We start from the raw sequence: 23931 nt of genomic DNA on the forward strand, positions 1-23931 counted from the left end.
GTCCGGGCCGGTCTGCTCGACCCCGCCCACCTCGACGCCGTCGCCACCGAGGCCGGGACACCACGCACTCCGGTCACCCGGCGGGTGGAGGACGCCGTCGCCCGCGCGGTCACGACGTTCGGCGGCACCGCACAGGCCCGCGGCGGGGCCCTCGTCGACCTCGTGCCCCCGGGCTTCGCCGGGCTCACCGCGCAGGTCGTCGTCGGCGACGCCGGGGACCCACCGGCCACGGTCACGTTCGGCGCCGGAACAGTGCGGGTGACCGTCGCCGCCGACGCCGACCCGACCGCGGCCGCGATCGACGCCGCGACGCAGATCGCCCGGACGATCGGGTCGACCCTGGTCACGACGTCCACCTCGCTCGGAAGGCGACCGGCCACCAGGACACCGGTCTTCGGCAACCACCCCTTGCCCGCCGACGTCGACCGGTCGGACTTCCGGATCGGCGACTACACGGCCCGGGCCCGGTTGACCGAGCTGATCGAGACGGCCAGATCCGGCCACCGCGCACAACGCCGGGAGGCGCTGGCCGAGCTCACCCGGACGGCCGGGCGCCTCGGCCTGCGCCTGGGTGCCCCCGACGCCGCCCGCCGTCGCGCGCTGCTCTCGCGCGGGGCCGCGTCGGCCGCGGCACCCGGCTCGCTCGCGCCGGCCTCCACTCCCGACTCCGGCGGGACCGACGTCGCCGCGGCGCTGGCGGAGCTGATCGACGGCCGCCTGCCCCGTCCCGACCCGGACGCGGTGCTGCGCTCGCTGTTGGCCGGCGCCGAACGCGCGACCGGCGAGTTGCGCGGCCTGGCCGACGCACTCGGCGTGCGGAGCACGCGAATCGACCGGTCGGAGCCGGACATCCTCCTGGTCACGCCGCACGGTGGTGCGCCCGAGCGGGTCCGTCTCGTCTTCGCCGCGGTGCCGAGCGGTGCGGTCGCGGTGGTGGACACCCCGAGCGGCGCCGTGGTGCTCGATCACCGGGCGGCGCCGACCGACGCCGCGATCGGCCTCGCCGGCGCCGTCGCCGAACTGCGCGCGATCCGGGCCGGGGTGGCCGTCGGCCCTCCGGTTCTCCGGACCGGCGTGGAGGCGGCGCGGATCACCGAGGACGACCTGGTCGTCGCCGATCACCGGAGCCGGGCCGAACTGGGCCTGGCGCAGGCCCAGCGGACCGTCCGCGGACGGTCGGTGCCGGCTACCGAAGCACTGCACGCGCTCGCCCGTGAGACCGGCGTGCTGGCCGGGGACGTCCGCCCGCCTGCTCGCTCGGCGGCGGAGATCACCGCGGAGCGCGCCGAGCGCGATCAGATCGCACGTCGCCGCTCGGTCCTGGACGCGGCCACCGAGCGCGCGTTGGCCGTCGTCGGTGGAGCGGAGCCGCCGAACCTCACCCGGGCCCGCCGGCAGATCGAGGACGTCACCCGCCGGCACGCGATCGCCGGTGGTGCGGCGCAGCCCGTCCGGCTCGGCGTCGGCGAGGTGTCGTTGCGGGCCGGTAGCGGGGTGAGCACGCTCACGATCCGAGTCGGCGACCGGGTTCCGGGCGACCCGCGGAACGCGCCGGCCCGGATACGGCCCGCCACCGCCACCTCCGGTCCACTGGTGACCGTTTTCGCGGACGCCGATCCCCTCGCCCTCGATCGGGCGATCGCGCGGGCCACCGCCGTGGAACTCGCCCGGCTCTCGGGACTGCCCACCGACATCACCGTCGACGACGTCGCCGCGGCGGCCGAGCTGGTCGAGCTCGGCCGGCAGGCGTCGGATCCGGGACTCGGACCGCTCCGCCGACGGGCGGCCGCACGCGCGTCGACCCGGCTGCGCACCGAGTCCCGCCTGGACCCGGACCGGCCCGGCGGCGAGCGCCACTACGCGCGGCTCCGCGCCGCGGGCCTGATCCCCGATGCCGACCACCAGCGCCTCGACACGCTCCTCGACCAGGAGGTCGTCCGCCTCCGCCAGGAGACCAGGGAGAGGATGGTGCAGGCGGCCACCGACGCCGGGGCGACCGGGGTGGAACGCATCGGGCACGGCGCCGCCCGCGTCACGCTGCCGGGCGGCGACCAGGTCACGATCGAGGTGGCGATCGACCGGGACCCGGCGGAGGTCCGGGTCCCGGAGCGCGACGTGCTGACCGTGACACGCAGCCGCCCACCGATCTACGTCGGCGAGACGGAGGCGCACACGCTGGCGCTGGCGGCCGAGGTCGCCCGGCATCTCGCCGAGCGACGCGGGCTGCCCGAGGACACCGTGGTTCTGCGTCCCGGCGCGCAGTCCGAACCGGTCCGGCCCGAGGACTACGGCGCTCGCGACGTGATCGCGGTCGCCCGCCTGCGCCGACTGCTCACCGACACCCCGGGGATCGCGCGCCCGCTCGTCGAGGAACTCGGCCTCGGGCACGACACGATCGGCGCCGCCGAGCGTCGGGCATCCCTCCCGGCCGATGTGCGGAGACTCCTCGAGACCCACGACGGCAGGCTCGGCACGCACGAGACGGTCACGACCGGGCTGCTAGCCGCCGAAGCCGCCCTGCTGTTCGCGAATCCCACCATCAAGATTCCGGACGCGCCCGACGAGGCAGCGAAGTACGAGGCAGCCACCATTCAGGTCGAGCGGCTCGCCGACCGGCCGAACGTGCTCCGGGTGATGATCCCCGACGTGCCCCGCCCGGGAGGCCGGACGGAGTCCGTGGTGGCCGAGGTCGCCGTCTACCGCGATCCGAGCGACACCGCCGATCTGGCCGTCTTCCCCCCGGACGCGCGCACGAGAGCCCCGGACGAGCCGCAGAACTTCACCGTCGTCCTCAAGCCGGGAGCGAACGCCACCGACATCACCATGGCGGTGGCCACCGAGGTGACCCGATGGGTACGGGGCCAGGTCACTCCCCCGCGTCCCCGGAACAAGAACTACGACCGGCTGACCCTGCCCCTCGATCCGCGCGCCTGGCGCCCCCGCCACTACGCCGAGATCGCGACCCTCCGGGTGCTGCTGGCGAAGCTCGGGACCGCCCAGCAGCGGACGATCCGCAACGTCCCCCACGAGTCGGTCATCCGCTCTCAGATCCGGGAGGTGTCGCGCGCCCTCGAGCTCGACCGCGGTGTCGCCCGATCGACGTCCCGCCTGACCGTTCTCGTCGCGGAGGGGCAGCTCAGCCCGGAGCAGGCCCGGCTCATGCGCAAAGTCGACCGGCCCAGCTGGCGTCGGGTGGTCCTGCGTTGGGACGACAAACGAACCCAGCGGATGCTCGCGCGCGTCGGCAACTCCCTGGACCAGGTGAGCGACCTTCCCAGCGTCATCGAGGTCGTCTGGAAGCCGGCGCCGTGGGCCGCCGAGAACGACCTCACCGGGACCTACCTCGTCGCCCTCGAGAACGGCCGCACGATCGAGCTGGAGCTCATCGGCGGTGCGCTCGTCGAAACCGAATCGACCGATCAACCCTCCGAGCCGACCGGCCGGCTGGCCACGATCGTCATCAACCAGCGTCGCCCGTCGAACATCCGCCCGGCCGAGTGGATGCGCTGGCTGCTGACGCCACCGGCCGAGCGCGGAGCCTCGCCGCTGCACACCAAGGCCGAGTGGGAACGCGAGACCGAGATCAGCGCCATCCGCCAGCTGGTGGCGCTGGCCGTCCTGCAGCCTCCCGCGGGCCGATCGGCAGCCGAGGCCGCGGCGGACCGCCCCACCGACCGCGTCCTGCACCGAGGTGAGCCGAACCCCGATCCCGACGCGCTGACGCCGGAGGACGAGATCGAGCTCGGGGTGTTCAGCGCCCGGGTCCGGATGCTCGGTGCCGCCTGGACCGAGGCCAGGCAATCGACGTGGAGAGCCGGTGTCACCCCGTTCATCGCCGGCCGGCGGGTCGCCAAGCTGAGCGCCCAGGTGCGGGCCGAGGCCCACCGCCTGGGTCTCGACCCGGGCGCACCCGGTGTCACCGGCCTTCGCGCCCAGCTCACCGAGGACGTCCGCAGGAAACTCGACCAACTCGACGGCGGGCGCGAAACCCGGGCCCCGCAGACCGTCACGTACCGCGCCGTGCGGACGCTGGACACCGTGGCCCGCCTCGGCGGGTTCCGGGTGGAGCGACCGGCGCCCGGCCTGTTCCGCCTCACCGATCCGGGAACCGGGGTCGTGAAGGAGTTCCGGCTCGGCTCCGGCGACCACGCGGGCTTCGGTACCGGAGTCGTCGACCTGGAAATGCCCGGCGACGGGTCCCTCATGCTGGCGTTCTCCCCGTGGCTCGACGACGCCCAGGTCGAGCAGGCCCTGGCCCGCCGGCTCGGCGAACTGATGGCCGACGACCCGGACCGCGCACCGGACGCCGGCCGGACGCTCGAGGTCGCCATGCTGGTCGACCAGCTCCGGCGCACCGACCCGCCGGCCGGCGCGGAGGTCGTCCGGGACCGCCTGGACCGGGTGACCGGCTGGCTCGGACTGGATCGCGACGTGCCCGGCGTCGACGCTCACCGGGAGACGATGTTCCGACGGCATCCGGAGGTGCTCACCGAGTTGGCGGCCGCCGACGGTCTGGGCTCGTACCCGGCCGCGGACTTCGCCGCACTCGCCTCGGAACTGACGGTACTGGCTCCCGCGGCCGGGCTCGTCGTCGCCCGCGACCAGGGCGATCCGCGCCGGGTCGTGGTGCGGCTGCCCGGACGGGCCGACGTGCAGGCGACGCTGCTCCTCGTGGTCGATCAGGCCGGCCCCGGCCGGTTGGCCCGCGGCGATTTCGCGGCCGGGACGTTCCATCTCGACACCCGGGGTGAGGGCGTCGCCCGGCAGGCCGCCGTGGTCCGCGAGCTCGCCCGCATCGCCGCCGAGCTGGAAGGCAGCACCCCGGCCGACGCTCGACCGCGCCTCGTGCCGGGGCCGCTCGACGCCGACGTCCGGCCCGCGGACCTGACTCCGGACGACTGGGCCATCGCGGCCGAGGGCCGGTTCCTCGCCCGCGCATACCGGGCGAGCTCGAAGCGCGCCGATCGGGCCACCCGGCAGTTCATCCGCCGTCGTGTCGACGCGCTGGCTCAGGCCATCGGCGCGCTACCGGACGAGCCGGGAGGCCGGCACCGCATCGCGGCGCTTCCGGCCGAGTTCGGGACGCTGCTGGCGAATCTCCAGTACGGCGAGACCACCGACGAACGGGCCCTGGTCGCCGAGACCGCGCTCACCGGGCTGGCCGAGCGGCTGGGTGTCACGGTCAGCCGGGTCAGCCGCGGCCCGCAGGAAGTCGGCCGCGGCGCCGAGGAGCCCGCACCGCGCTACCTCCTCACGATGCCGGACGGTTCGACGATCCGGCTGCGCATCTTCGTCGACTCGCTCGGCAAGGGTGTCGTGGCCAAGTCGACGCGAGCGGAGGACACCGGGACGGAGACGGTGTGGACGCTGGACGTCTCCGAGAAGCACTCGGCCGCGGAAATCGACGCGGCGGCCACCCGGGCGCTCGCCGACGTGCTCCGCACCCAGATCACCACCGCCGGATCCGACGTGCCCAGCTTCCACCTGGGAACCCCGGATGCGGACGCCCAGAAGCTGGCTCGCGTCCGAAGCGGCGGACGGCCGCAGGCCGGGTTGCTCGCCGCGCTCGAAGAACTACGCGTCCTGGATCGGATCGCGTACCCGTCGGCCGGCGCCGCGGACGACGGACGGACCACTCGTTCCCAGCGACGCGCTCGGCGGGCCGCCCAGGATCTGCTCGTCCGGATCGGTATCGCCGTCGGGGCCGACGATCCGCACGGGCTGCGCGGCCGGATACCCGTCGGCTATCACGAACTCGTCGCACGCCACGACGGCAGTCAGGCCGCGGCCGACCCGGGAGCGGCGCTGGCCGCCGCCCGACGCGCCGTCGAAGACGCCGCGCGCTTCCGCACCCACGACTACGACGCCGGAACCAAGGTGACGCCGGGCGCGGGCAACGACGTCCTGACCGTCCGCTTCGAGACGGGCCAGGAGATCAAGCTGCAGGTCGTCACCGCTCCTCCGCCCGGGGTGGACGCGCTGCGCCCCGGGGAAGCGGCGATCGCGTTCGATCTCCCGGACGGCCCCGGACAGCCGGCCGTCCGGGGCCTGCTGGTGTCGCCGACCGCGCCGCCCGACGCCGTCGCGATGGAGGCGGCCGTGCAGGCCGCGGATCTTCTGCACACGATCGATCCGCCCGTCGATCCACCGCATGCCGACCCGTCGACGGTCGCGCGGTTGCGGGTCCTGCTCGAACGGCAGAGTCATCTGCGTGCCCGGGCCCGGCACCGAGCGACTCCGGACGCGGCCTCGGGCGCGCCGAGGCGGCCGGTGCTGCGTCCGCAGAGCGGTCGTCAGGACGAGTCCCGGCTGCGTTTGCTCCTGGCCCGGGAGGGCTACCTCGCCGACCATCCCGCGGTGACCGCCAATCGTGCCGGGCTTCCCGCGACGCTGCGCGAGGAGCTGGCGGCCCGCGACGGAGCCGCGAGGACGGCGAGCGACCGGCGGGTCCGTGGCACCGTGTCGTCCGGGCTGCGCCGCCTCGCCACGGTGACCGGGGCGCATCGGATCACCGTCGACGACGCGGCGACCGGGCGGCAGCGCGTCACGGTGGTGATCAACGCGGACGACGGGCCCGATGAGCACATCACGTTCGACGTCGCCGCCGCGCCCCTCGACTCCGGAGTGAGCAGCCGCCCGGACCCGAACGACGGGAACGTCCTGCTGTTGTCGGACACCGCGGCGCCTAACCGTCTGCGCGCCGCGCTGGCGCGGGAGGTGGCACGCCGGATCGTCGAAGCGTCCTCCCTGACCCCTGGCGTCCCGGCCGCCGGGGCGACCCCCGTGCTCTGGGAGCCCGGCGCGGACGGGGACCCGGTCATCACGCCCGAGGGGCACGGCGAGATCGCCTACCTGCACACGGTCGCGCTCTCCGCGGGTATGCGCAGCGCGGAGTTCGAGGAGACACTGGCCCGGCTGGGCCTGCACCCGACGCAGCCCGATGCGGTCGATCGCGCACGCGCTCTCGACTCCGGGTTGGTGAAGAAGGCCCGGCGAGGCATCGCGAAGCTGGACGACCCGTGGTCGCGCTCGCGGCGCAACGAGGACGAACTCGGGACACCGCCCGCGGTTCCGGCCGTGGGCTGGTACGTCCTGAAGGCCGCGCTCGGCTCCGCGGGCGTCGGGCTGGCCGGGAGCAGCCTCGCGACGCTCGCCAGTGGCCGTCCGATGGTGGCGGCCCTTACCGGAACGCTCACCGTCGTGACGTCGCTCGGCGGTGGGTGGGGGGAATGGCGGTTGATCCGCAGCACCCAGCGGAACGCGGAGATCAAGGCGATCGCCGGGCGGAAGAAGGCGGCGACGGAGTCCCGCGCGCGGCTCCGGAGCTATCAGGGGCTGCTCGACGACCTCAACGACCGGCTCGGGCCACTGAGTACGGTGAGCGTGCCGGCGGCACCCCGGCCCGGGGAGGTCTACGGGAACCGCCTCCTGGATCCCAACGCGGTACCGCTTCCGCCGCGCCCGGCGCAGAGCGCCCTGTTGACGGCTCGGCTGCTGCTGCGCAAGTTCGCCGTCACACCGCTGGTCTCCGCGGGTATCGGCACCTGGTTGATCGTGGAGGCCGGCGTCGCGCTGTCGCCCTGGGTCATCAGTGCCGGAGTCGTCGCGGGCGTCGGCACCGCGGTGGGCGACTGGCTGCGCCGGCGCAAGGAGGAAGAGGAGGCGAACCGCGACGCCGACCGGCAACGCGACCGGGATTACGAGCACAGCCGCCACGTCGTGGCCGAGGAGCAGCGCGTCCTCGACGAGTTGCAGTTCAAGGCCGCACTCCTTCTCGAGGAGCGGGCGCGGCTCGCTCGACAGGCCGGGGTCCCGGACTCCGACCCACCGCCGAGCCGGCTGCCGGTGGTCGGCGCGACACCGGCGCCGGAGGGGGGCCGGGTGTCCTGGTCCTGGAAGCGGGAGATGCCCGGATTCATCCCGCACCTGATCAAGTCCGCATCGACCGTCGGGCTCGGCGCCGGGGCCGCTGCCGTCGGAACCGTGCTGGCCGGTAAGTACTTCAACATTCCGATCTCGTGGGACGTCGTCGAGGTCGGCCTGTACGGCGGCGCCGCGGGCACGCTCGTCGGCGGTTCCTCCGAGTCGCGCATGATGTACCACGCGGACCAGCGCAAAGCTCGCAAGGAGCGGGACCAGGCGAACCTCAACCTCCGGGTCAAGGTCAAGCGCCTGGAACAGATCGAGGCGATCGTCACCGATCTCCGGCACGCCCAGTGGCTGGGGAAGCAGATCGGCGAAGGCTGGCAGGAGCCGCTGTTCGACCGGGAGATGCTGCCCCGCATCGAGCCGAGCCCGGTTCCCCCCAAGGACGTCCCCGTGCTGACGTTCAAGCAGTTCGTCAATCGGGAGTATTTCGAAGCCTACGGATGGCCGGGGTACGTCTACCTCGGGGCGAGCATGGTCATCGGCGCGGCGAGCAAACTCTTCCTGCCGTCGCTCTACACCGCGAACGCGGCGACGACGGCACCCGGCACCGCGGCACCCGGCACCGCGGCACCCGGGACGGCGACGGGCGCCCAAGCAGCGAGCCAAGGCGCTCTGATGCAGCAGGGCCTCGCCGGCCAATCGGCCCGCGGTGCCGTCACCGCGATCACGGGCAGCTGGAGCGATCGTTATGCCGACACCCACGCCGACTACCGCGCCGCCGCACGCAAAGCCCCCTACGAGAGGCGGGAAGCCGAGGTCGACGCGGCGATCGTCGCGGCCGAGCGCAACATCGCCGCCACGCTCCTGGACCTGGATCTGGAGCAGGAGGCGTTGGAGCGGGTGATGTCACGACGGCGGCCGGGCGGCAACGGCCCGAACCCGCTCGCCGGTCCCACGGCCAACCCCGACCAGCCCTGACCCCTCGCCTACGGCGCGACGTCCAGGTAGGCGACGCCGGCCTCGACGAGGTCACGGATCGCGTGGAAGCCCCGCGCGGTCAGCAACTCGGAGGGGTCGGTGAGCGTCGGGTCGGCCACGCCGAGACGCTGGAAATGATCGGCCTGCGCGACGAGCGTGTCCCAGAGCGTCGGCCACTGCCCGGCCGTGCGCCAGAGCAGTGAACTGTCGATGCCGGACCGCGCCGCCCATCGCCCGGGTACGCCGTAGGTGAAGACGCGGGAGTCGTCTTCGGGGGTGCCGAGACCGTGCAGCAGCGGGAAAACCCGATAGCTCCGCGCGAACTCCTCGGCCTGCGCGGTGCCCGGGTGCACCTCGACCACGACGGCCCGGTCGATCAGGTCGTCGAGCGGGACGGCCGCGTCGGCGACCCCCTGCTCGACCGCCGCCGCGACCACGGCGCCGCGTGTCCACAGCCGCCGGGGATCGGCGCCGCGGACGATCTCCCACAGTCGGGCCCCGGTCGCGTCGAGCCGATGGTCCGTCGCTCCGATCCGGACGACGCGCGTGACGAACACGCCGTCGTCGGGACGGTGGAACGGGCCGCCGTCGTGCCCGACCGCGAACAGCCAGCCCGCGGCCCCCGGATGTCCCGGGTCGGTCTTCCAACGCGGTACCCCGGCCGTCGGCGAGTCCGGCCGCCCCGGAACGTAGGGCAGTTCCAGGACCTCTTCCGGCTCCTGCGCCACGGCCGGGTCGGCCGGCTCCGCCGCGGGCAGTGACCTCGCGGCCGCTCCGACCAGGTTCACGGACGTCGCCGGCTGGAGCGCGGCGGTCCACCCGGACACGGACACGGCCGCCAGCCGAACGGCCTGCTCCACGAGCGCGTCCAGCGGCACCGGGGCGTCTATCGACATCGGGGCGTCCGGCGGCATCGGGGCGTCCGTCGACTCGCACAGCTCGGCCAGGGATCGGGTCGCGCCGGCCCACCGCCACATCCCGTAGACGAGCGGGCCAAGCTCCGCCCACGCCCCGGACAGCCCGGTCCAGCGTCCGATCCGCTCGCCCGGCAGCCCGACGCGAAAGCGGCCCGCCGCGGCGCCCGGCGCGTTGCCGAGCCCGTGGAGCAGCGGCTCCAGGCGGTACCGCGCCACGAATCCGGCGTTCTCGTCCGGCCCGGTCGGCAGCTCCGCCAGCAGGCCGCGCCGGTGGAGCCGCGAGACCACCTCGGACGGTTCCGGCTGGTCGTCGTGGGTGAGCAGCCAGGTCGTGTGCTCGGCGTCGTCGAGCGACACGAGCTGCGTCCCCAGCCGCACGAGATGCGTCACCGGCTCGCCGTGCAGCGTCCCGTGGTAATGGCCGACCGGGATCAGCGGCGGTCCGCTCATCCCCGTGGTCCCGGTGACGCGCGATGGTCGAGGTAGGCGGCGCCGTGGGCGACCAGGTCCTGCAGCGCACCGAGGACGAAGGACAGCACCTGGTCCGGGTCGGTCTCGGACGCATCGAGGGAGCCGGTGTCGCGCGCGGCCTCGGCCAGTGCCTCGCAGGCCGACCAGAGGTCGGGCCACAGGTGGGCCCACTCCCAGACCTCGATCACCCGCGGGCGGGCCCGCAGCGCCACCGACAGCCCGGGAATGCCGAGGCCGTCGAGCTCCTCGCCGTCCGGGCGACCGAGCCCGATCAGCAGCGGCGCCACGCGGTGGTAGCCGGCGAACTCCCGGGCGCCGTCGGTGCCGGGCGTCACCTCCACGACCAGACCCCGGTCGAGCAGGGCGTCGAGGATCGGTTCCGCGTCCTGGACGCCGACGCCGACGGCGGCCGCGATCACCTCGGACCGGTCCCAGGCACCCTCGTGTTCCGGCAGGCCGTGCGCGAAGCCCCAGACGTCGAGCGGGCCGTCGTCGTCGAGCGGAATCGGCTCCCAGCCCATCCGGACGACGTGATGGCCGGATGGGTGGACCACCCCCTGGTAGTGGCCGATCGGAAGCACGATTGCGTTCATCGGCCTCGATCGTAGGGCGGGTGGCCACTCTGGCTACAGTGGGCACCATGGCGGCTTTGGATCGCACGGATGCCGAGGAACGAGCACGGCAGTGGGTCGAGTCGGTGGCGCCGGGCGCCGAAGCCGTCCTCCACGAGTTCGATCTCGGCTGGGTGATCTCCGCCCGCTTCCCCCCAGCGGTCCCGTACCCCCTCGGGCTCCCGAGCATGGTGCTCGACCGGGAGTCCGGCGAGCTGGTCGTCGGTGGCACGATCCCGCCGGAGGACATCGCCGAGGCGTACCGGCGCGGCTTCCGGCCGCCGGAGCCGCCGGACGGGCCAGGGCCCCGGATGTTCCCGTCGACGATGAGCAAGCTGACGATCGCCGAGCGGTCCTGGGTCGCGCGCAGCCGCCGGTCGGACACCGACCGCATCCTGCACCCGATCGTCTCGACGTTCTTCGACGCGATGCCGCCGGAGTACAAGGAACGCGGCGTCGAGCGCTCGGCCGAGGCCGCGGTCTTCTCCGAGATGCTCATCGCCGAGGAGATCGCGCGCGCCGAGGCCGGCCGTCCCCGGCTGACGCTCGAGGACGCGCGCGAGCTGGTGCAGGGCGCCCGGCTGGAGACCTACCGCATCCGCGAGGACGACGACCCGGCCACCGGTACGGTGCACCGCTCCACGCTGCCGATCCTGCTGTTCCTGGACTTCCTGGGGCTGAGCCCGGCGGCCGCCGAGCCGTCCCGCTAGGCCGCCCGGTCCAGGTAGGCGGCGTTCGGGCCGAGCAGCCCGTGCAACGACTCCAGCGTTGCCGCGAGGATCAGCTCCGGCGTCTCCTCCGCCACCCCGCCGGTGGCCTCGCAGGCCACCCAGAGGTTCGCCCGCAGATGTCCCCACAGGTACAAGTGCGCGAGCGTGGCGCCGAGCCGGACGAGCGGCTCCCCGGGCAGCCCCACCTCGTACGTCTCCGGGTCGTCCGGCCGGTTGCCCAGGCCGAGCATCAGCGGCCGGAGCTGGTGGGTGCGCGCGAACGCGAGGGCCTCCGGCGCCCCCGGCACGACCGAGGCCACCAACCCGTCCTCGATCAGCCCGGCCAGCGCGCCACCCGGGTCCGCCACCCCGACCGCGGCGTCGAGCACCTCGTCCGGGCCCCAGAGCTCGCCCTCCACCCGCTCCGGCGCCCCGTGCGTCAACGCCCACACGAAGAACCGGTCGTGCGGGAGCCGGACCACGTCGGGGCCGACACGCACCCGGTGGAACGGCTCACCGGTGGCCGGATCAGCGGAGACACCCAGCGAGTGCCCGATAGGCAGCAGCATCCGGTCGCTCACGTGAGGCACGATAGCCCAACGCCCCACGCGCCCCTGACCGCCGTCGGAAGCAGCGCAAGGTACCGTGAGGCCGGTCGAGTCCCACCCCGGCGAGAGGGTTTCCGGCCCGATGAGTGGTGACAGATCTCCGGCCGGGCTCGACGTCTTCGCCTCCGACCCCGAGGTCGGCGCCGACCTGGCCCGGGTGGACTGGCGCGCGACGCCGCTCGGCCCGCCCGCCGGGTGGTCGCAGAGCCTGCGCACCGCGGTCAACATCCTGCTCCCCTCCCGGTTTCCGATGTGGATGGCCTGGGGCCCGGAGCTCACGTTCTTCTGCAACGCCGCCTATCGACGCGACACGCTGGGGCGCAAGTACCCGTGGGCGCTCGGCCGCAACTCGAGCGAGGTCTGGCGGGAGATCTGGGGTGACATCGGGCCCCGGATCCGCACCGTGCTCGACACCGGCAAAGCCACCTGGGACGAGGGGCTCCTGCTGTTCCTGGAGCGCTCGGGTTTCCCGGAGGAGACCTACCACACGTTCTCCTACAGCCCGCTGCGCGACGACGACCAGGCGCTGGTCGGGATGCTCTGCGTCGTCAGCGAGGACACCGAGCGCGTCATCGGCGCCCGGCGCATGTCGACGTTGCGCGACCTCGGCTCCGACCCGAGCGTCGTGCGCACCGAACGCGAGACGCTCACGTTCGCCGCCGACCAGCTCCGACGCAACCTGCGTGACCTGCCGTTCTCCGCGATCTACCTGTTCGACCAGGACGGAACCGCGGAGCTCGCCGCCACCTCGGGCATCGAGGCCGGGCACCCGGCCGCGCCGCTCGCGCTGACCGACGGCTCGCCCTGGCCGCTCGACCCGACCCGGCAGGAGCCGACGCTCGTCGACGTGGACAGCGCGTTCTCGGCGACGCTGCCCCGCGGCGACTGGCCGTTGCCGCCGACGAAGGTCCTGCTGGTGCCGCTGCTCCGGCCGGGCGGAACGTCCTACGGCGTCCTGGTCGCCGCGCTCAACCGCTACCGCGACCCCGACGACGCGTCCTACCGCTCGTTCGTCGAGCTGACCGCCACCCACGTGGCCAACGGCCTCGCGAGCGCACGCAGCTACCAGGCCCAGGAGCGTCGCGCCGAGGAACTGGCCGAGCTCGACCGCGCGAAGACCGCGTTCTTCTCCAACATCAGCCACGAGTTCCGCACCCCGCTGACGCTGATCAGCGGCCCGGTGCAGGAGCTGCGTGAGCGCCTGGCCGCCGACGACACCCGCTCCCGCGACGACGTCGAGATGATCCACCGCAACAGCTTGCGGCTGGCGAAGCTGGTCAACACGCTGCTCGACTTCTCGCGCATCGAGGCCGGCCGGATGGAGGCCCGGTTCGAACCGATCGACCTGGCGCTGTTCACCGCGGAGCTCGCCAGCGTGTTCCGGGCGGCGGTGGAGCGCGCCGGCCTGACGCTCGACGTCGACTGTCCCCGGCTCGACCAGCCGGTCCACGTCGACCGGGGAATGTGGGAGAAGGTTGTTCTCAACCTGCTCAGCAACGCGCTGAAGTTCACGTTCGACGGCACGATCCGGGTCGCGGTGACCCAGGACGCGGCCGGGCCGGTCGTGCGGGTCGCCGACACCGGGATCGGCGTTCCGCCGGAGGAGATCCCGCGGCTGTTCGAACGGTTCCACCGCATCCCGATGCCGCGCTCGCGCTCGAACGAGGGCAGCGGCATCGGCCTGGCTCTGGTGCGTGAGCTCGTCGAGCTGCACGGCGGCGAGATCACCGCGGAGAGCGAGCGGGACCGCGGCACGACGTTCACGATCCGCCTGCGGTTCGGGTCCGCGCACCTGCCGGCCGACCAGATCACGGCGACGACCGACGTCGAGCTGCCGGCGAGCACCGCCGAACCGTTCGTCCAGGAGGCCCTGCGGTGGCTCCCCGACGACTCCGCCGCCCTCGGCGACGCGTCCGTCGTCCGGCCGCTGACCGCGGGCGACGCTCCCCGGGCCCGGGTGCTGGTCGCCGACGACAACGCGGACATGCGCGACTACCTGCAGCGGCTGCTGCGCGGCCGGTACGACGTCACGACGGTCGTCGACGGCACCGCCGCCCTCGGTTTCGCCCGCGCGCACACTCCCGACCTGATCGTCAGCGACGTCATGATGCCGGGCCTGGACGGCTTGGAGCTGGTCGCCGCCCTCCGGTCCGACACCCGCACCGCCGGCATCCCGGTCCTGCTGCTGTCGGCGCGGGCCGGGCAGGAAGCCGCGGTCGAGGGCCTCTCCGCGGGCGCGGACGACTACCTGGTCAAGCCGTTCGCGGCCCAGGAACTGCTCGCGCGGGTGCGCACGATCGTCGACCTCGCGAGCCTGCGCAACCATCACGCGCAGTGGCGCGCGGCGCTCGTCGACTCGCTGCAGGAAGGGTTCTTCGTCGCCGACGGCGACGGGGCGGTCGTCGAGGTGAACGCGGCCTTCACCGACATCCTCGGCTACCCGGCCGAGGACCTGCCGTACCCGGCGCCCCAGCCCTGGTGGCCGGACGCGCGCGCCGACCCCGCCGCGTACGAACAGGTCGTTGAGGCCTACCGCCGGGTGGTGGAGGGCCCCTACGGGGCTTTCACGATCCCGCTGCAGCACCGCGACGGTCACCGGCTGTGGGCCGCCGTGTCGATCAACTTCGTCGACGACGACCGCAGCGAGAAGATGATCGTCGGCACGATCCGGAACGTCACCGCGGAACACCGGGCCGCGCAGCGTGACGCCGCGCTGAACGCGATGAACGAGCGGCTCGGGGCGGCCAGGACCGTGCCCGAGGTGTTGCAGGCCGGCGTAGACCAGCTCCGCCAGCAGTGGCGGGCGAAAGCGGTGTTCGCCCGCGGTTCCGGGGTGGCCGCCCAGTCCGGCCCCGGTGACGAACCGCCCGGCCACCTCGACACCGGCTCGCCGGGCATCCGCATCGAGGGGGACCGCGGCCGCCCCACCGGGGCCGGGACGACCGTCGACTCCGCGCTCGGCCCGGTCGCGCTCTGGCTGGTGCTCGATCCGGCTCGGGGGTTCGGCCCCGAGGACGACGCCCTGCTGGGGCTGCTGCGCGGGTCACTGGCCCAGGCACTGCAGCGCGCGTACGCGTTCGACCAGCAGCGCGCCGTCGCCGAAGCGCTCCAGCGCTCGATCCTCGGACCCTCGGTGCTGCCCGGCGGTTTCGCGGTGCGCTACCAGCCGGCCGGGCGTCCGCTCGAGGTCGGCGGGGACTGGTACGACGCGGTCGACCTGCCGGACGGGCGGATCGGCATCATGGTCGGCGACTGCGTGGGCCGGGGACTGGTCGCGGCCACGGTGATGGGGCAGCTGCGCAGCGCCGGGCGCGCGTTGCTGCTGCAGGAAACCGGTCCGGCCGCGGTGCTCACCGCGCTCGACAAGTTCGCCCGGCTGCTGCCGGGAGCCGCGTGCACCACCGCGTTCTGCGGCATCCTCGACGCCGACACCGGCCGGCTCGTCTACAGCAGCGCCGGCCACCCGCCGGGCATCGTGACCCACCCCGACGGGAGCACCGAGCTGCTCGAATCCGGGCGCGGGACGCCGCTGGGCCTGCGGCGCGAGAACGGGCGTACCGACGCCACGATCATGCTCCCGGGCCGGTCGGTGCTGCTGCTCTACACCGACGGGCTGGTCGAACGGCGGCGCCTGTCGATCGACGTCGGCATCCAGCAGGCCGCCGGTACGGTGCGGGACCACCGCACGCTTCCGGTGGAGGAACTCGCCGACCAGGTGATGGACGAGTTGGCCGGCCAGGACGGCACCGCCGACGACGTGGCCCTGCTGCTCTATCGCCACCCGGCACCGCTCGACGTCTCATTCGACGCCCGCGAGCGCGAACTCGCCGGGGTCCGCTCCACGTTCCGGGAGTGGCTCGGTCGCGCCGGGCTGCGGCCGCTCGACGCCCAGAACGTCCTGATCGCCACCGGTGAAGCATGCGCCAACGCCGTCGAACACGGATACCGTGGCGCCGACGGGCGCGTCCGGCTGGTCGCCAGCACCCTGGGCGACGATCTGCGCGTGACCGTGTCCGACGAGGGTAGTTGGAAAGACACCACGGGCACGCCGCACCGCGGTCACGGGCTCCCCCTGATCCGCTCACTGATGGCCGATGTCACCCTGCACACCGGTGCGACCGGCACCACCGTAGAAATGGCCACGAGGATCGCTACATGACTGCCCCCCTGCGCATCACCACCGGCGTCACCGAGGACGGCCGCGCCCGGCTCACCGCCACCGGCGAGATCGACCTGAGCAACGCCGCGGACTTCCGGGACCGCCTGGCGGCCGAGGTGACCCCCGACGGCAGCCGGCTCCTCGTCGACCTGACCGGCGTCGACTACCTCGACAGCGCGGCGCTCGCGGCGCTGTTCGTGCACGCGGACCGGATCGAGGTGCACATCGCGCCGCTGAACGAGTACCTGCTGACGGTGTGCGGCCTCACTCAGCTGACCGACGTGCACGTGATCCGGCCGGAGGATTCCGAGTCCCGCTCATGATTCGCGGCCCGCTGCCGACGAGGTAGACGGGCTGTTTTTTTCCGACGCCCCGACTCCTGATCTCGGACGCGAGGGCGTGAGGTCATGCGGAAGCCCAGGAGAACGAGCCGGCCACTGTTCGCCGGCGGGATGGTGGCCACGGCCGCACTGGCCGCGGGCGTGCTGACACCGGGCACCGGAGCCGCCGCCGACACCGAGCCCGTCGTCACGGCAATCGCGGTCCGCGCGGGCGGGTCCGCGTCGACCGGCGCGAGCGCGCGCGGGTCCGCGTCGGCCGGCGCGGGTGCGGACGGGGTGGTGCGGGTGGCGCGGCGGATGGAGCTGGGTAGTGCGGCCGCGCCGTCCGGTGGGGCGCTGGCGTTGGCGGCGCAGCCCGCGGGGGTACCGCTCGCCGGCGACCACGAGTTCACGCCCGACGGCCGGAACCGGGTCCTGCGGGCCTCGGCCGGCGGTCCGCGGTTCGCCGCGGTCGGCGTGAGCTGGCGCCGCGACGTGCGCCTCGGCGACGTGAGCGTGGCGATCCGCACCCGGCCCCGCGGAACCCCGAAGTGGTCCGCGTGGACCGCGAACGCCTACCACGGCGCGAACAACCGGGCCGGGCGAACCGGCCCCGGCCTGACCTGGACCGGCGACGCCGACGCGGTCGAGGTCGTGCTCACCGGCGTGCGCGGCCGCCCACCGAAGGACGTCACGGTCGACCTGCTCGACCCCGGCCCCGAACGGACGACCTTCCAGGGCCTGCCGGCCGCAGCCGCGCAGCCGACGCGCTACGGCAACGGCGTGGTCGCCGTCCACCGCCGCAGCACCTGGGGCGCCAGCGGATCCTACCTGCGCAAACGTCCCCAGTACGCGGCCGCGGTCCGCGCCGTCGTGCTGCACCACACCGCCACCACGAACGACTACCGGGCCGACGACGTGCCCCGCATCATCCGGTCGATCTACTACTACATGTCGGTCACCGAACGGTACGGCGACATCGGCTACAACGTGCTCGTCGACAAGTTCGGACGCCTCTGGGAGGGCCGCGCCGGTGGCCTCGACAAGCCGGTCATCGGCATCCACGCCGGTGGCTTCAACTCCGGCACCTCGGGCATCGCCGTGATCGGCAGCCACGACACCCAGCCGATCAGCCCGGCCGCACGCGAGGCCATCGCCCGCTACGCGGCGTTCAAGCTGGGCCGGTACGGCATCGACCCGCTCTCGACCCAGCGGCTCACCGGCGGCCCGTCGACCCGCTTCACCCGACGCGCGACCGTGAGCATCCCGGCGATCTCCCCGCACCGTGCCACCAGCCGCACGGCCTGCCCCGGCGACGAGGGCCTCGCCGTCCTGCCGGCCGTCCGCGCCCGGGCGAAGACCTTGATCGGCCGGTACGGGCTGAACGCGGCCTGACGGGGGACTCACCGTCCATGGTGAGCTCATTCGCGCAGTGGACGCTGGACGTGCGTGACGTCGGCCGGATGGCGGAGTTCTGGTCGGGGGCGGCGGCCACGGTGGACTGCCGGCCTCGGAAACCGGGCCTAGTGTCGAGTCGTGGAGAATCAGGCGATCGCGGAGTTCCGGGGTGGGGCGCCGACGGCGTCGGCGCGGCTGCGGATCGAGGGGCCTCCGGAGACGTTGCCGTCGTTGCTGCCGGTGACGGATCTGGCCGTCGCGGCCGTCGCGGCGGCCGGTCTCGCGGCCGCTGACCTGCTCGCCGCGCGGGGCGGTGGGGTCGGTGAGTGCGTGGTGGACCGGCGGGCGGTCGCGGTGGCGTTCACCAGCGAACGCCACCTGCGCCTCGACGGGGCCGAGGTCGGCGGCTGGGCCAGGCTGTCCGGTTTCTTCCGGACGCGAGACGGCTGGGTACGCACGCACGCGAACTATCCGCACCACGAGGAGCGGCTGCTCGCCGCGCTCGGACTGCCGTCCGGTTCCGATCGCGCCGCGGTCGCCGCGCACCTGGCCCGGCGGAACGCCGCGGACGTCGAGGACACGGTCACCGCGGCCGGCGGCCTGGCCGTGGCCGTCCGCTCCCCCGACGCGTGGGCCGCGTCCCTCGCCGGCCGGGCCGCGTCCACCGGCCCGGTAGTGGACGTCGAACCCACGCCCGTCGGAGCGCCGGCCGCCGCCGGCCCAGGGTCGACGCCGGTCGCGGACGGTGGTGCGCCGGCGGCGGGAGTGCGGGTGCTGGACCTGACCCGGGTGATCGCCGGGCCGGTGGCCACGCGGACGCTGGCCTACCTGGGCGCGGACGTGCTCCGGGTCGACCCGCCCGGCCTGCCGGAACTGATCCCGCAGCACCTCGACATGGGCCTGGGCAAGCGCTCGACGCTTCTGGACCTCCGCTCGCCCGCCGACCGCCACACGTTCGACGAACTCCTGGCCGGTGCCGACGTCGTGGTGACCGGCTACCGGTCCGACGCGGTGGACGCGCTCGGGCTCGACCCGGCCCGGTTGCGCGCCGCGCGTCCGGAGTTGGTGGTCGCCGGCCTCACCGCCTGGGGCGCGTCCGGGCCCTGGCGGACGCGGCGGGGCTTCGACAGCCTGGTGCAGGCCGCGACCGGTGTCGCCGCGCTCACCGCGGACGCCGAGGGTGCGCCGGGCGTATTGCCCGCGCAGGCCCTCGACCACGCCACCGGTTACCTGCTGGCCGCCGCGATCCTCCGCGCGCTCGCCCGGCCGGCCACCGGCGCCACGATCCGGGCCTCGCTGGCCCGCACCGCCGCCTGGCTGCTGAACGCGCCGCGCCCGCAGCGCACCGGGGGTGAGGCCGAGCGGAGCGACGCCTGGCTGGCCGAGCTGCCAAGCCCTTACGGCGTCGTACGGCACGCGGTGGCGCCGTTCCGCCTCGACGGACGGCCGGGCGACTGGACCACCGGCCCGGTCACCTGGGGCAGCAGCGAACCCGTCTGGCTCTAGGGCCGCACGTGGATCACCGCGTACTCGCCGGTGAGGCGCCACGCCTTGCCGGTCGCGTCCAGCCGGTTGACGGTCTCCTCACGAAGGCCGACGGCGACGTCGCACTTGAGCGTGCGCAGGGCCGCCACCGGGCTCGGGAAGTGTTCGGTGAGCTCGGCGAACGACGCGGTGGTGGCCCAGTGCCGGTCCCCCACCAGGCGGCGGTAGTTCAGGTCGCCCTTGCTGATCGTGAGCGACGCTCCGGCGAACCGTTGCCGCAGGTCGGTCGGGAGCGCCTGGTAGGTCAGCGGGCCGCAGAAGAACTCGTGCGCGTCGAGTTGGAGCCGCCCGTCGCGCAGGAGACCGGTGAGGCGTTCGCCGACGGCGGCGGCCCGGCCCGGCGCGGCACGGAGCCGGGTGAGCGCGGCCAGCACGTCCGCCGCGGTGGCGTCGGAGACGTAGTAGGGGTGCGGTTTGACGTGCAGCACGACGCCGGTCGCGAGCCCCGCGCCGAGCAGATGGTCGATCAGGATCAGGTCGGGCAGCAACTCGCGGCCGGAGTTGTCGGCGATCAGGTGCACCTCGCCGGCCGGGCGGTCGTGCACGAGCGTGTGCAACTGGGCGCTGTCGTCGGCGATCAGGCCGCCGGTCTCGTGGCCGGCGGTGGGGCCGGCCTGGAAGCTCAGGTCGGCGCGGTTGCCCCACAGCGACGAGGAGACCAGCGCGTCCCAGCCCGGCTCCGCGTCGAGCGCGGCGAGTTCGGCGTCGACCGCCGCCCCGGCCAGCTCACGCGACTTCGTGGGCGCGAACGGGTCGATGCCGCGCCACGGGCCGGGCACGAAGTAGCCGACCGCGTCGAGGACACGGCGGTAGAAGTAGCTCTCGGCCCAGAGGAACGGGGTCTCGCCCCAGGGCAGGTCGCGGTACTCCGGGCGCCACCAGGGCCACGGCTCGTGACGCAGCGCGTCGACGTCGGGCGCGGTGATCGTGCCGGTGGTCGTCTCGGCGAGCAACGCGTCGAGCGCGGCGCGCTGCGACGCCGGGCGCGGCACCTCGGTGGCCACCCGCTCGACGAGCACCGGGTGGCGGTCGTGGAACACGCTCCACGGGAACGACGAGGGATCGCTGCTGTCGATCTCCGGGGCGAGCGTCTCAGTCACGCGACAAACGTAAGCCACGTACAGCCCGCCCCGACGCGCGCAGTCGCAGCGCCGGGGCGGGCAGCCTGCGTTACTTCTCGATGCGGCGGACCAGGGCCCAGGCGCTGGGCAGCACGATCGCGGCCAGGGCCACCTTGACCGCGTCACCGATGAGGAACGGCGTCAGGCCGAGTTCGAGCGCCTTCGCGAAGCTGACGTCGATCGACGCCATCAGCCACGGCACGCCGATCGCGTACACGGCCAGGTTGCCGGCGATCATCAGCGGCACCGCGCGCAGCGGGGTGCGGTCGGCGCCCCGCCGGGCCAGCGCACCGACGACGGCGGCGGCCAACACGTATCCGAGGATGTAACCGAACGACGGCATCGACCAGCCGGACGTCTGCTCGGAGAACCACGGAACGCCCGCCATCCCGGCGAGCAGGTAGACGAGCATGCCCAGCACACCGCGCGCCGGGCCGAGGGCCGCGACCGAGAGCAGCACCGCGAACGTGCCGCCGGTGATCGGCACCGGGGTGAAGGGCAGCGGAACGGCGATCTGGGCGGCGAGCCCGACGAAGAGTGCCGAACCGCCGACGAGAGCGGCGTCCCGAACGATGCCACCGGGGATGACGTCGGCGAGGACGCGGGGGGACCGGGTGACGCTGAGCGTGGACATGAGCCTCCTCCTGAGAACTTCTGTCAGGAGGCTATTTACTCAGGTATCTCGGGTTCCAGGGCGTTCCGCGACGAACGTCACGTCCAGCCATTTGGAGGAAACCTCCAACGAGGTTCGTCATCGACTACCGATGGTGAGCAGCTTCGAGGCCACCTCGTCCGCGTCGAGCGGCTTGGAGAACAGGTACCCCTGGCCTTTCCGGTACCCGAGCGCGGCCAGCTCCGCCGCCTGCTCCTCGGTCTCGACACCCTCGGCCACGGTGCCCAGGTGCAGCGTCTGGCTGAGCCGGACGACGGCCTCGGCGATGGCCGCCCGCTGCGGGCTGCCGTCCAGGCGGCTGACGAACGAGCGGTCGAGCTTGAGGATGTCGACCGGCATCTGGGTGAGGTACTGCAACGACGAATATCCGGTACCGAAGTCGTCGATCGCGATCCGGATCCCGGCCTCGCTCAACCGGCTCAGCGCGGGGATCGCCAGGTCCGGATCGACGAGCGCGCTCTCGGTCACCTCCAGCACCAGGTGTTCCGCGTCCAGGCCGGCGGCGGCGATCGTCTCCAGCACGATGTCGACGACGCGGGGCTGGTCGAGGTCGCGCGCCGACAGGTTCACCGACACGGAGAACTGCTGGTCCTCCGGCACCGAGCGCTGCCACTCGGCGACCTGGCGGCAGGCGTGTCCGAGCACCCAGCGCCCGAGCTCGTGGATGACGCCGGTCCGCTCGGCGATCGGGACGAACTCCGCCGGCGACACCGGCCCCCGGGTGGGGTGCGTCCAACGCATCAGCGCCTCGAACCCCCACAGCGAGCGGTCCTCCAGCAGGACGATCGGCTGGTAGACGACCGACAGCCCGCGCCCGGTCGCGAGCGCGACCCGCAGATCGTCCTCCAGCGCGGCCGCGGCGATCTCGGCCTCGTCGCGGCCCGGGCCCCCGGCCGCGTACGACGACCAGCGGTTGCGTCCCTCCCGCTTGGCCCGGTACATCGCGTGGTCGGCCCGCCGGATCAGCTCGACAGCACCGGCCTCGTCGTCCGCGAGCGCGATCCCGATGCTGGCGCCCACCTGCACCTCGGCCTGCGGGAGGCGCAGTGGGGCGCGGAGCGCACGCAGCATCCGCTCGGCGACCGCGACCGCGTCGCTCTCCCGGTTGATCCCGCCGAGCACGGCGACGAACTCGTCACCGCCGATCCGCGCCACCGTGTCGACGCCGAGCACGTTGCGCTCGAGCAGGCGCGCGACGGTCACCAGCAGGGCGTCGCCGCATTCGTGGCCGTAGGTGTCGTTCACCGGCTTGAAGCCGTCCAGATCGACGAGCAGCACCGCGACCGTCGGCGCGCCCTCGTCACCGGCGGCGGCCATCGTCGCGGCACGCAGCAGCAGCGCTTCGTCGAGCGCGCGGTTGAGCTCGACGCGGTTGGCCAGGCCGGTCAGCGCGTCGTGGGAGGCGTCGAACGCCAGCAGGTCGTGGTAGGCCCGGCGCTCGTGCACGTCCCGGCAGTTGAGCACGACGCCGGCGATCTCGGGGTCGTCGAGCAGGTGGTGGGCGGTGAGCTCGTGCCAGCGCCGGGTGCCGTCGGCGTGCCAGAGGCGCAGCTCGGCGCGGTGGTCGGCGGCGGGACGTCGCACCACGTCGTCGAGGAAGGCCGCGAACGGCTCCCGGTCGAGCGGGTCGACGATCGCGTCGGCCGGGCCGCCGAGCAGATCGGCCGGGCGGTGACCGAGCCGCTGCTCCGCGGCTTCGGAGACGTAGGTGTACAGGCCCGCGGAGTCCACGACCGTGATGACGTCGCTGGTGTTCTGCACCAGCGCCCGGAACCACCGCTCGCTTCGCCGGGCGGCGGCCCGCGAGGTGACGAGCGCCCGCTCGGTCTCCTCCCGCTGTTCGAGCAGCGCGCCGTAACCGCGGATCGCCAGGACCACGATCACCAGGATCAGCGCGCAGAGGAAGTAGGACACCGGCCGGCCGAAGTAGTCGTGGACCAGGCCGCGCTGAATGGCCAGCACCCCCGACGCCATGGCGACGCACGAGCACACCACGGCCAACCGCCAGACCCGCGCCCCGCTCCAGCGCATGTGCAGCGTCGCCAGGACGATTTCGGCGATCATGAAGACCGGTCCCCAGCCGGTGACGAACACGGCGACGCCGAAGAACACCACCATGTGCAGGAACATCCGCACGGCGACCCGCCGCCGGAGGTCACCGCCGGAGAGCCACGTCTGCGCCCTGGTCGTGCTGACGATCAGCAGCGGCGCGGTGAGCGCGAGCAGCACCGGGGTCGGATGACCGCCGTACCGGCCGAGCTCGTTGAGGACGGCGACGACCGACGCCGGCACGACGATCTCACCGAATTCACGCACCAACTGCGCGCGGCGGGGCGCCATCGTGCCGACCTCCCTCCCGCGCGGCTCGCACGACCGCCTGACGGATCATCGGCACGGCGTGCGGGAACCTGTGGGATCGGCCAGGCCGGGTGGGGTGCGCGGACGCCACGTTCGGAGAAAACGCCAGTAGCCGACGATCACCGCCAGTGATGTGATGATCAGCGGAAACAGTCCGACACTTCCACCGTCGGAGGTGCCCAAGCGCGAGGCA

Annotated in this window: 12 protein-coding genes (1 of these 12 only partly in view); 6 read left to right on the forward strand and 6 right to left on the reverse strand. The window is 73.7% G+C overall.

The genetic code is table 11. The annotated features are described in order from the left end of the window. A protein-coding gene (locus CRYAR_RS34110) for a toxin glutamine deamidase domain-containing protein (protein ID WP_035857302.1) crosses the window boundary here: on the forward strand, positions 1-8847 show its 3' end. Its footprint begins 23943 nt before the window's first position; 8847 of the gene's 32790 nt are visible here — the last part of the coding sequence; its start codon lies beyond the left edge, outside the window; its stop codon occupies positions 8845-8847. An 8-nt stretch (positions 8848-8855) separates the two neighbouring features. Here the strand turns inward: CRYAR_RS34110 and CRYAR_RS34115 are convergent, their stop codons facing one another. Both CRYAR_RS34115 and CRYAR_RS34120 read right to left on the reverse strand, forming a co-directional pair. Beyond that, entirely contained in the window at positions 8856-10214 is a 1359-nt protein-coding gene (locus CRYAR_RS34115) for a PDZ domain-containing protein (protein WP_035857304.1), read from the reverse strand. Beyond that, positions 10211-10828 (reverse strand): hypothetical protein, encoded by a 618-nt coding sequence (locus CRYAR_RS34120; RefSeq protein WP_035857306.1) that lies wholly within the window; start codon positions 10826-10828, stop codon positions 10211-10213. The genes CRYAR_RS34115 and CRYAR_RS34120 overlap by 4 nt, the downstream gene beginning before the upstream one ends. 47 nt (positions 10829-10875) lie before the next feature. Here CRYAR_RS34120 and CRYAR_RS34125 point away from each other — a divergent pair, with 47 nt between their 5' ends. After that, entirely contained in the window at positions 10876-11556 is a 681-nt protein-coding gene (locus CRYAR_RS34125) for a YwqJ-related putative deaminase (protein ID WP_035857308.1), read from the forward strand. Here the strand turns inward: CRYAR_RS34125 and CRYAR_RS34130 are convergent. Beyond that, the gene (locus tag CRYAR_RS34130) at positions 11553-12137 is read right to left on the reverse strand and encodes a hypothetical protein (protein ID WP_035857310.1); all 585 of its coding nucleotides are present in this window, start codon (positions 12135-12137) and stop codon (positions 11553-11555) included. The two genes, CRYAR_RS34125 and CRYAR_RS34130, sit on opposite strands and share 4 nt — an antisense overlap. 109 nt (positions 12138-12246) lie before the next feature. On the opposite strand from CRYAR_RS34130, the gene CRYAR_RS34135 reads away from it, so the two are divergent. The 4 genes from CRYAR_RS34135 (at position 12247) to CRYAR_RS34150 (ending at position 19547) form a co-directional block, all read left to right on the forward strand. Then, positions 12247-16323 (forward strand): SpoIIE family protein phosphatase, encoded by a 4077-nt coding sequence (locus tag CRYAR_RS34135; protein WP_035857312.1) that lies wholly within the window; start codon positions 12247-12249, stop codon positions 16321-16323. Next, positions 16320-16646 (forward strand): STAS domain-containing protein, encoded by a 327-nt coding sequence (locus CRYAR_RS34140; RefSeq protein ID WP_035857315.1) that lies wholly within the window; start codon positions 16320-16322, stop codon positions 16644-16646. Before CRYAR_RS34135 ends, CRYAR_RS34140 begins: the two co-directional genes overlap by 4 nt. A gap of 84 nt (positions 16647-16730) precedes the next feature. Further along, positions 16731-18038: an N-acetylmuramoyl-L-alanine amidase gene (locus tag CRYAR_RS44025; protein WP_084701318.1), complete on the forward strand. Its 1308-nt coding sequence runs from the start codon at positions 16731-16733 to the stop codon at positions 18036-18038. A 141-nt stretch (positions 18039-18179) separates the two neighbouring features. Further along, positions 18180-19547, forward strand: coding sequence for a CoA transferase (locus CRYAR_RS34150; protein ID WP_035857317.1), 1368 nt, complete (start codon positions 18180-18182; stop codon positions 19545-19547). Here the strand turns inward: CRYAR_RS34150 and CRYAR_RS34155 are convergent. The 3 genes from CRYAR_RS34155 to CRYAR_RS34165 all read right to left on the reverse strand — a co-directional run bounded on the left by CRYAR_RS34155 (position 19544) and on the right by CRYAR_RS34165 (position 23720). Continuing rightward, positions 19544-20686, reverse strand: coding sequence for a damage-control phosphatase ARMT1 family protein (locus CRYAR_RS34155; RefSeq protein WP_035857320.1), 1143 nt, complete (start codon positions 20684-20686; stop codon positions 19544-19546). The two genes, CRYAR_RS34150 and CRYAR_RS34155, sit on opposite strands and share 4 nt — an antisense overlap. A gap of 70 nt (positions 20687-20756) precedes the next feature. After that, positions 20757-21341 (reverse strand): biotin transporter BioY, encoded by a 585-nt coding sequence (locus tag CRYAR_RS34160; RefSeq protein ID WP_035857322.1) that lies wholly within the window; start codon positions 21339-21341, stop codon positions 20757-20759. Between the two features lie 117 nt (positions 21342-21458). Continuing rightward, complete coding sequence (locus CRYAR_RS34165; RefSeq protein ID WP_051571309.1) at positions 21459-23720, reverse strand: putative bifunctional diguanylate cyclase/phosphodiesterase; 2262 nt, start codon at positions 23718-23720, stop codon at positions 21459-21461. Positions 23721-23931: the final 211 nt, after the last annotated feature.

The sequence above is a fragment of the Cryptosporangium arvum DSM 44712 genome, from assembly GCF_000585375.1.
Lineage (GTDB): Bacteria > Actinomycetota > Actinomycetes > Mycobacteriales > Cryptosporangiaceae > Cryptosporangium > Cryptosporangium arvum.

Coding starts and splice junctions, on each gene's coding strand:
- CRYAR_RS34165 (WP_051571309.1), bottom strand. CDS start 23,720: ATGGCGCCCCGCCGCGCGCAGTTGGTGCGTGAATTCGGTGAGATCGTC.
- CRYAR_RS34160 (WP_035857322.1), bottom strand. CDS start 21,341: ATGTCCACGCTCAGCGTCACCCGGTCCCCCCGCGTCCTCGCCGACGTC.
- CRYAR_RS44025 (WP_084701318.1), top strand. CDS start 16,731: ATGCGGAAGCCCAGGAGAACGAGCCGGCCACTGTTCGCCGGCGGGATG.
- CRYAR_RS34120 (WP_035857306.1), bottom strand. CDS start 10,828: ATGAACGCAATCGTGCTTCCGATCGGCCACTACCAGGGGGTGGTCCAC.
- CRYAR_RS34140 (WP_035857315.1), top strand. CDS start 16,320: ATGACTGCCCCCCTGCGCATCACCACCGGCGTCACCGAGGACGGCCGC.
- CRYAR_RS34125 (WP_035857308.1), top strand. CDS start 10,876: ATGGCGGCTTTGGATCGCACGGATGCCGAGGAACGAGCACGGCAGTGG.
- CRYAR_RS34135 (WP_035857312.1), top strand. CDS start 12,247: ATGAGTGGTGACAGATCTCCGGCCGGGCTCGACGTCTTCGCCTCCGAC.
- CRYAR_RS34115 (WP_035857304.1), bottom strand. CDS start 10,214: ATGAGCGGACCGCCGCTGATCCCGGTCGGCCATTACCACGGGACGCTG.